The 8,439-nt window shown below is 69.4% G+C and carries 9 protein-coding genes and 1 pseudogene; 4 read left to right on the top strand and 6 right to left on the bottom strand.

Annotation, left to right across the window (positions count from 1 at the left end; translation table 11 throughout):
* The first annotated feature begins 279 nt into the window (after positions 1-279).
* Complete coding sequence (locus HZU84_RS19750; RefSeq protein ID WP_219341021.1) at positions 280-678, top strand: endonuclease domain-containing protein; 399 nt, start codon at positions 280-282, stop codon at positions 676-678.
* A gap of 55 nt (positions 679-733) precedes the next feature.
* Here the strand turns inward: HZU84_RS19750 and HZU84_RS19745 are convergent, their stop codons facing one another.
* The 3 genes from HZU84_RS19745 to HZU84_RS19735 form a co-directional block, all read right to left on the bottom strand.
* Positions 734-1,090, bottom strand: coding sequence for an FKBP-type peptidyl-prolyl cis-trans isomerase (locus tag HZU84_RS19745; RefSeq protein ID WP_037479177.1), 357 nt, complete (start codon positions 1,088-1,090; stop codon positions 734-736).
* A gap of 84 nt (positions 1,091-1,174) precedes the next feature.
* Positions 1,175-2,095 (bottom strand): tRNA glutamyl-Q(34) synthetase GluQRS, encoded by a 921-nt coding sequence (gluQRS, locus tag HZU84_RS19740; RefSeq protein WP_256365870.1) that lies wholly within the window; start codon positions 2,093-2,095, stop codon positions 1,175-1,177.
* The gene (locus tag HZU84_RS19735) at positions 2,092-3,060 is read right to left on the bottom strand and encodes a LysR substrate-binding domain-containing protein (protein ID WP_149502680.1); all 969 of its coding nucleotides are present in this window, start codon (positions 3,058-3,060) and stop codon (positions 2,092-2,094) included. The genes gluQRS and HZU84_RS19735 overlap by 4 nt, the downstream gene beginning before the upstream one ends.
* Before the next feature lie 112 nt (positions 3,061-3,172).
* Between HZU84_RS19735 and HZU84_RS19730 the strand changes: the two genes are divergently transcribed.
* The 3 genes from HZU84_RS19730 to HZU84_RS19720 are packed head-to-tail and all read left to right on the top strand — an operon-like array spanning position 3,173 to position 5,256.
* Entirely contained in the window at positions 3,173-3,886 is a 714-nt protein-coding gene (locus tag HZU84_RS19730; protein ID WP_149502679.1) for a pirin family protein, read from the top strand.
* A 49-nt stretch (positions 3,887-3,935) separates the two neighbouring features.
* Positions 3,936-4,496 carry a flavodoxin family protein gene (locus HZU84_RS19725; protein WP_149502678.1) on the top strand — a complete coding sequence of 187 codons (561 nt, stop codon included), beginning with the start codon at positions 3,936-3,938 and terminating at the stop codon, positions 4,494-4,496.
* 40 nt (positions 4,497-4,536) lie between these two features.
* Positions 4,537-5,256, top strand: a complete 720-nt coding sequence (locus tag HZU84_RS19720; RefSeq protein ID WP_149502677.1) for a DUF599 domain-containing protein — start codon at positions 4,537-4,539, stop codon at positions 5,254-5,256.
* Positions 5,257-5,271: 15 nt separating this feature from the next.
* On the opposite strand, the gene HZU84_RS19715 is transcribed toward HZU84_RS19720, so the two are convergent.
* The 3 genes and pseudogenes from HZU84_RS19715 to HZU84_RS20790 all read right to left on the bottom strand — a co-directional run.
* Complete coding sequence (locus HZU84_RS19715; RefSeq protein ID WP_149502676.1) at positions 5,272-6,408, bottom strand: SGNH/GDSL hydrolase family protein; 1,137 nt, start codon at positions 6,406-6,408, stop codon at positions 5,272-5,274.
* A 30-nt stretch (positions 6,409-6,438) separates the two neighbouring features.
* Positions 6,439-7,884 carry an MBOAT family O-acyltransferase gene (locus tag HZU84_RS19710; RefSeq protein WP_149502675.1) on the bottom strand — a complete coding sequence of 482 codons (1,446 nt, stop codon included), beginning with the start codon at positions 7,882-7,884 and terminating at the stop codon, positions 6,439-6,441.
* A 378-nt stretch (positions 7,885-8,262) separates the two neighbouring features.
* Positions 8,263-8,439 (bottom strand): annotated as a pseudogene (locus HZU84_RS20790) (rRNA adenine N-6-methyltransferase family protein); the annotation flags it as partial.

The raw sequence follows: 8,439 nt of genomic DNA, 5'->3' as shown, positions 1-8,439 counted from the left end.
ACCGCCTCCTGCTTGAATTCCAATGTGTAGCGCGCCCTCGGCGCAGCCTTCGGCTTCGTCATTTCCGCTCTCCTTGCTGACATTGCATCACTCAGCATGGGAGACGGTTTCTGGGGGCAAGGTCACAGTCTTGTCGTGTCTTGCTCCTCCCCCCAGCGGGGGGAGGCCGGGAGGGGGGCCTCGGAAGTCAGCCGACATCTCGGTACCGATCACCCCCCTCCCCAACCCTCCCCCCGCTGGGGGGAGGGAGCAATTCAGCAGGTTCTTTCAGAATGGGGCGTGGCAGATGATGACAACGCACAACCCCGGATCTGGGTGCCGGAGACCGTCAGCCGGCCGCTGCTGCTGGCGGCGCGGCGGCTTCGGCGGGAGATGACAGAGGCCGAGCGCGTGCTGTGGGAGCACTTGCGCGCCGGGCGGCTCGGCGGCTGGCGCTTTCGGCGGCAGCATCCGGTGGACCGGTTCGTGCTCGATTTCTACTGCCCGGCCGCGCGGCTGGCGGTCGAGCTGGATGGCGCACAGCACCACACACCCGACGGACGGGCTCGTGACACCGAGCGCGACGACTGGCTCCGGCGGCGACACGGCATCAGGATGCTGCGGTTCGACAATGCCAAGCTGCTGCGACAACCCGATGCCGTACTGGACCGCATCCGACAAGCACTCGACCCGCGCTGAACAGTCTTGCATGGCCTTGTCTTGCCCCTCCCCCAGCGGAGGAGGGAGCAACACATCAATACCCGAGGAAATCCACCTCGAACACCAGCGTCGCGTTCGGCGGGATGACGCCGCCGGCGCCGCGGGCGCCATAGCCCAGGTTCGGCGGGATCACCAGCACGCGGGTGCCGCCGACCTTCATGCCCTGCACGCCCTCGTCCCAGCCCTGGATGACCATGCCGGCGCCCAGGCCGAAGCGGAAGGGCTGGCCGCGGTCCTTGCTGGAGTCGAACTTGCGGCCGCGGCCGTTCGGCTGCGCCGGATCGTGCAGCCAGCCGGTGTAGTGGACGCTGACCTGACGGCCGGCGACCGCCAGCTCGCCATTGCCCTCGACGGTGTCTTCGTACTGCAGACCGGAAGCGGTGGTGATCATGAGATCAGCCTTTCTTGTGTGTGGGGGATGAACTGATAGAAAAGGCCGCGATGATGCCACCAGCCGCGGCCAGCCGCATCCGCATCACTCCTGCTCCAGCCGCAGGCGCCACTGCCGAAGCGCCTCGGCGCGCACCGCGTCGGCGCTCAGGCCCTCGGCCAGGTCCAGACCGAGCGCCCGCGCGGCCGCAGCCAGCACCTCGGCCGGGCGGCCGGTGTCGACCGGCGCGGCGCCGTTCTGCTTCGACAGCTTCTGGCCGTCGGCGGCCAGCACCAGCGGCGTGTGCAGATGGCGCGGCTGCGGCAGGCCGAGATGGCGGCGCAGCAGGATCTGGCGCGGGGTGTTGTCGGCCAGATCCTCGCCGCGGACGATGTCGGTCACGCCCTGCGCCGCATCGTCGACCACCACCGCGAGCTGGTAGGCCCACAGCCCGTCGGCGCGGCGCAGCACGAAGTCGCCCACCTCCCGGCTGAGGTTCTGGCGCTGGGCCCCGAGCCGGCGGTCCGTCCAGTCGATGACGGTGTCGCGCCCGTCGTCCGCGCAGGTCAGCAGCCGCACCGCCCGCGCCTCGGGCCAGGGCACCGGCTGCGGCCCGCCGGGCCGGCAGGTGCCGGGATAGACCAGATCGCCATGGCGCTCGCGGTCCAGGCCGCGCGCCTGCAGCGCCTGCGCGATCTCGCGCCGGGTGCAGCGGCAGCCGTAGGCCAGGCCGGCCGCGTGCAGCCGCTCCAGCGCCTGCGCGTACAGCGCGCCCCGATCGGACTGGCGCAGCGGCGGCGCGTCCGGATGCAGGCCGCAGTCGGCGAGCTGGCGCAGGATCGCATCCTCGGCGCCGGCGATGCAGCGCGGGCCGTCGACATCCTCGATGCGCACCAGCCAGCGCCCGCCATGTGCGCGTGCGTCCAGCCACGAGGCCAGCGCCGCGACCATCGAGCCGGCATGCAGCCAGCCGGTCGGCGACGGCGCAAAGCGGCCGACATAGGACAGACCGGGGCGCGCGCTCACAGGATCAGCCCCGCATGCTGCTCCAGCAGCGCCCGGCGGGTGATCTCGCTGCCGAGCTGCTCGAGCCACCAGCCCAGCGCGCGACCGCGCCCCGGTGCATCGCGCCAGACATAGTGCAGCTCGACCACCGTGGGCGGCGGCTCGGTGCGCTTGACCACCAGCCGCCCGGCCTCGACATGCGGTCGCAGCAGCGGCTCGGGCAGCCGGCCGCAGCCCAGGCCGCGGATCTGCGCCTCCAGCTTGGCCACCAGCGAGGGCACCGTCAGCACATCCTGGCCGGGCAGGATGCCGGTGGTGCTCCGGTCCATGCGCTGCGCGGTGTCGGCGATCGCGATGACCCGGTGCTGCGCCAGCGTCTGCGCCGACAGCGGCTCGCTCGCCTCGGCCAGCGGATGGTGCGGTGCCACCGCCATCAGCATCGGCAGCCGGCCGATCAGCTCGGAGCGCAGGCCCTGCGGCAGGCCGCCGGTCACCGGCACGCCGACGGCCAGATCGGCCTGGCCGCTGGAGAGCGCCTCCAGCGTGCCGGTCATCACTTCGGTGCGCAGCTTCAGCCGGGTGGGCAGCGGGCCGGCCTCGGCCTGATCGGAGCAGCGCAGCGACAGGAAGGCCTCGATCAGGTCGAACACCGCCCGGGGCGCCAGGATGTTGTCGACCGCGATCGTCAGCGACGGCTCCCAGCCGGTGGCCACCCGCTGCACCCGGTGCGCCACCGCGTCGATCTGCTGCAGCAGCCGCCTGCCCTCGCGCAGCAGCTCCTCGCCGGCGGCAGTGAGCTGCGCCTGGCGCGAGCTGCGGTCGAACAGCAGTACATCGAGCGATTCCTCGAGCTGGCGCACGCTGTAGGTCAGCGCCGAGGGCACCTTGCCCAGCTCGCGCGCGGCCGCGGCGAAGCTGCCGGTGCGCGCGATGGTGTCCATCATCTCGAGGGCATCAGGGGTCAGGGCGCGGCGGCGCTCGGGCATGGGGACGGCTCCGGCAGGATCAATTCAAGGAATTTGAATGATGCCATCATCGCCACGCCACCCGCAGACGCCGCGGCCGGGCGACCATGACGGCACAGAAAGAGAGTTCGCCATGATCGAGTTCCGCCCCTCCGCCAAGCGCGGCCATGCCCACCACGGCTGGCTGGAGAGCTGCCACAGCTTCTCCTTCGCCGACTACTTCGACCCGAGCCGCATGGGCTGGGGCAATCTGCGCGTCATCAACGAGGACTGGGTGGCCGGCCACCGCGGCTTCGGCACGCACGGTCATCGCGACATGGAGATCTTCACCTGGATGCTCGGCGGCGAGCTCAGCCACCGCGACAGCCTGGGCAACGGCGAGACCATCCGCCCCGGCGAAGCCCAGCGCATGAGCGCCGGCACCGGCGTGCGCCACAGCGAGATGAACCACGGCACCGAAGTCGCGCATCTGCTGCAGATCTGGATGCTGCCGAGCCAGGCCGGCCTGGCGCCGAGCTACGACCAGCACACGGTCGACGACGCCGAACTGCGCGGCCGGCTGCGCCTGGTCGGTGCCCCGGTCGGCAGCGCCGAGGCCGCGCAGGCGGCGGTCGCGCTCAACGCCGACGTGCGGCTGCACATCGGCCGCTTCGACGGTCCCGCCGAGCGGGCCGGGCTGACGCTCGATCCAGCGCGCAAGGCCTATGTGCATCTGGCGCGCGGCCGGCTGACGGTGAGCGGCCATGCGCTGAACGCCGGCGACGCGCTGGCGATCGACGGCGAGACCGCGCTGAGCCTGCACGACGGCCAGGACGCCGAGGTGCTGGTGTTCGAGCTGCAGCCCTGAACCACTCTTTCTCCCCCACCCCGTTCACTTCCCTGAAAGGAACCCCGCCATGAGCAAGAAGATCGTCATCGTCTACCACAGCGGCTACGGCCACACCGCCAAGGTCGCCGCGGCCGTCGCCGAGGGTGCCGGCGCGGGCGCGAGCCTGCTGGCCATCGACGCCGAGGGCAACCTGCCCGAAGGCGGCTGGGAGCAGCTCGACGCCGCCGATGCCATCGTGTTCGGCTCGCCGACCTACATGGGCATGGTCAGCTGGCAGTTCAAGAAGTTCGCCGACGCCTCGAGCAAGGCCTGGTTCACCCGCAAGTGGGCCGACAAGCTGGCCGCCGGCTTCACCAACTCGGCCTCGCTGTACGGCGACAAGCACACCACGATGTCCTACCTGACCACGCTGGCGATGCAGCACGGCATGCTGTGGGTGGGCGCCGGCATGATGCCCGCCAACACCAAGGCCTCGACCCGCGACGACCTGAACAACCTGGGCATGTCCGCCGGCCTGATGACCGCCACCCCGTCGGACGCCAGCGTCGACGAGATGGTGCCGGGCGACCTGGCCACCGCGCGCGCCTTCGGCGCTCGCGTGGCGGCCGTCGCGGCCCGCCTGGCCTGATCGGTCGGCCGGCGGCGGCACCAGCCGCTACAGTCACGGCATGGATTTCCTGCTGCGCGTGATTCAGGTGCTGCCGCTGGCCGACTGGCTGGCGCTGGGGGCGTTCTTCGCCGGCTGGGTGGGCTATGTGCGATTTGCCAAGGCCCGCTCGGTGCGGCGCCCCTCGGTGCTGGCCAGCACCAATCGCATCCGCCAGGAGTGGATGCTGCAGACCACCTACCGCGACAACCGCATCGTCGACGCGGCGGTGTCGCAGAGCATGGCCACCAGCCCGAGCTTCTTCGCCTCGACCACCATCTTCATCATCGGCGGTCTGATCGCGGCGGTGGGCGCCACCGACAAGACGGCGGAAATGGTCCAGGAGCTGCCCTTCGCCGCACGCACCTCGGTGCTGGTGCTCGACCTGAAGCTGCTGGTGCTGACCGGCATCTTCGTGCACGCCTTCTTCCGCTTCACCTGGTCGATGCGCCAGTATAGCTTCGGCGCCCTGCTGATCGGCTCGGCGCCCTCCCCCCAGGACTTCAGCCGCGCCGAGGACACCCAGCTGCGCCGCCGCTATGCCGAGCGCGCCGGCCGGGTCATGGGCCTGGGCGCCGAGACCTTCAACGACGGTCTGCGCGCGGTCTACATGAGCTTCGCCGCCGTGCTGTGGTTCCTGTCGCCGCTGGCGATGGTGGTGGGCACGCTGGCGGTGATCTGGGTGCTCTACCGGCGCGAGTTCCACTCCGACGTGCTGGCGCTGCTCAACGAGCCGATGTGATCCGAGCGCCAGGGCTCATTGCGGCACGGCGACGGACGCCACCACCTGAGGACGCACCTGCCCGCGCCGGATCGTGTCCGTCAGCGTGTCGGCCACCAGTGTCGCCATGCGCTGCGCACCGGCATCGGTGAAGTGGACGAAGTCGGCGAAGTTCTCCGCGCCCCCTGGGATCTCGGCCGAGGCATCGACCAGCGGCAGTCCGCGCGCCTGCGCCAGCGCCCGCATGCCAGCGGCCGCCCGGCGCTCCATGTCGAGCAGCCCGTCCTCGCGCAGCTCCGGATAGAAGGAGCGCCAGTTCGTCAGCATCAGGCCATCGCCGCGCTCGAAGCCGGGGCCGAAGCGGGTCGCGTGGGTGACCAGCAAGGGCCGTGCGCCCATCGATTCGGCCACCCGTGCGGTGCAGGACAGATCGGAGAGGAAGCGGTTCATCTGCTCGTCGGGCAGCCGGTCCATCACCTCGCCGCGCGCCTCGAAGCGCTGGATCGACAGCTGCTTCAGCGCCACCGTCATCTGCAGCGGCAGCAGCGGCTTGACGATGTCCGTGAGCTTGCCGGCCAGGCGCAGATGCAGCTGGGGCGGCGGTGGTGCCATCTGCTCGGGTGACGGCGTCATCCTCACCGGGCGGGTCGCAGCCCCCTCCCGGCACAGCGTGTTCTCCGCCCCGATGTAGTTGGCCGGAGACGGATACAGCAGCACCCACTGCGGCTGCAGCCGCGCGATCGCCTCGCGCAGATAGTCGGCATGGCCGATGCGGATGCCCGGCAACGCGATGTTGATCACCTCGGCATTCGACAGCCCGCGGCGCTGCAGCTCGCGCTCGAGCTGGCGCGGGTATTCGTTGCCCGCACTCTCGTAGAGCCCGAAGGTCTCGGACGCGCCGAAGGTCAGGATGCGCACGCTGCTGTCCGGGCGCGGCTCGGGGCTGCGGTAGCCCAGCGAGTTCATCGACCACTTGGCAAAACGGGCTCCGGGCCGGCCCTGGCGGCCCTCCGGGCTGTCGTGAAAGACCGAATCGATGTTGTGCGGGCGGTTCATCGGCGCCTGCTGGCGCAGGCTGTCCTCCAGACGGGCGCAGCACTCCAGGGTCAGCAGCGCCAGCAGCGCGTAGGCGGTCCAGCGGACCGGGCGATGCTTGAGCAGGGTCGTCATCATCAGCAGGTCTCCACGAGATCAGAAGCGGAATCAGAAGTGGAAATAGGCGAAGGACTGCGGCTGACCACCCAGGAACAGGCACAGATAGGCCATGACCGCATAGCCGGTCACCCGCAGCGGAGCCCCTCGCAGGCGCCCGCTCCAGAGCTGGCGGGTGAAGTACAGGTCGCCGGTGCGCCACTGCACCCACTGCACCAGCAGCAGCGGCGCGACCAGCTTCATCACCTCGCCCAGCGGCGCCCAGTCGAAGCCGCCCTGCGGCACCATCAGCAGCTGCGTCATCGCGCCGATCTGCTCCAGCGAAGTGGCGCGGAACAGCAGCCAGCCGTAGCAGGTCATCAGGAACATCGACGCGATGCGGATCGTCAGCCACACGCCCGGCATCGACTCGAATCGCTGGCCGATGCGCTCGAGCGCCGGCTGCGCCAGGCGATGCAGCACCAGGATCAGGCCGTGGTAGAAGCCCCAGAGCACGAAGTTCCACGCCGCGCCGTGCCACAGGCCGCCCAGCAGCATCGTGATCATCAGATTGCGGCAGGTCATCCAGCGCGAGCCGCGGTTGCCGCCCAGCGGCTTGTACAGGTAGTCGGCCAGCCAGCTCGACAGGCTGATGTGCCAGCGCCGCCAGAAGTCCGACGGGTTGGTCGCGAAGTACGGCAGGCGGAAGTTCAGCGTGAACTCGAAGCCCATCAGCCGCGCCACGCCGCGCGCGATGTCGGTGTAGCCCGAGAAATCGCAGTAGATCTGGAAGGTGAAGGCCAGCACGCCGGTCACCACCGTCGCGGTGTCGGGCGTGGCGCCGGCACCAAAGGCCGCATCCACCCAAGGCGTCAGGTTGTCGGCGATGTAGACCTTCTTGAAGTAGCCCCACAACATCAGGTGCAGGCCCTCGATCACCACGTCGCGCTGCATCGTGCGCGGGCGGATCACCTGTGGCAGCAGCGTCGAGGCGCGCTGGATCGGGCCAGCCACCAGATGCGGGAAATACAGCACCGCCAGGAAGAAGTCCCAGAACGAGTCGCAGGGATGCAGCTCGCCGCGGTAGACGTCGATGGTGTAGGACATCGCCTGGAAGGTGTAGAACGAGATCGCCACCGGCAGCACGATCTCCATCACCTGCAGCGACCAGTCCAGCCCGAGCAGCCGACCGGCATCCACCGCCGACTGGGCGAAGAAGTTGGCGTACTTGAAGAAGCCCAGCAGACCCAGGTTCAGCGCGATGCTCAGCTGCATCCAGCGCTTGCGCACCTGCTGGGGCTCGCCCCGGCGCACCGACTCGGCCAGCTTCAGCGAGATGTGATAGTCGACCGCCGTGGTGAACAGCAGCGGCAGCAGGAAGCGCCAGTCCCAGCTGGCGTAGAACACGCAGCTGGCGATGACCAGGAAGATGTTCTGTCCGCGGTGAGGAAGCAAGTGGTAGACCACCAGCACCAGCGGCAGAAACAGCAGGATGAATTCCGCAGAATTGAAAAGCATGATCCCCCCTTGACCGAAATTGAGGGGGGAACGCGGATCACCCCTGCGATCCGCTCGTGCTCGTCTTTCTTGTCTTATCTGGACCTCGTGATGGCCCACCCCCCGAAATGAAAATAATCATACGGTTATTTACAATCAAAAACAGGGTGTTATCAGGTTTTACCCCCTGAACAAGCGGAGTAAACAAGTCACGCCCGTACCAGAGGACGCTCATGAAACGGAGGCCGTCGGCGCTGGGGCAGGCGCAGGCACCTCACCAGACGCCGCCTCCGACGCCCGCCCCGGCCCGGGCGAGCAGCGGAAGGGCGGCGGCTGGCGCAGCGGCGTCTCGCTGATCCAGATCTCGGCGCGGCGCTCCATCGTGGCCACCGGCGCCGCATCCAGTGCCGGCGCCACCGCCTTGGGCACCACCCGCACCACCGCCGAATCACCCGCGGTGGCGGATCGAAGCATTCCGGCGGCACGTCGATCAGCGATTCGACCTCCTGGCGCCACTGCAGCATCACCGACAGCCGGCCGTAGTCCTTGCTGCCGGGCGCGGCGGCCATGCGGTCG

The organism is Sphaerotilus sulfidivorans (assembly GCF_013426975.1).
GTDB classification, from domain to species: domain Bacteria; phylum Pseudomonadota; class Gammaproteobacteria; order Burkholderiales; family Burkholderiaceae_C; genus Sphaerotilus; species Sphaerotilus sulfidivorans.
Note: the sequence above shows the minus strand (reverse complement) of the source record. Positions and strands in the feature narration are given on the sequence as shown.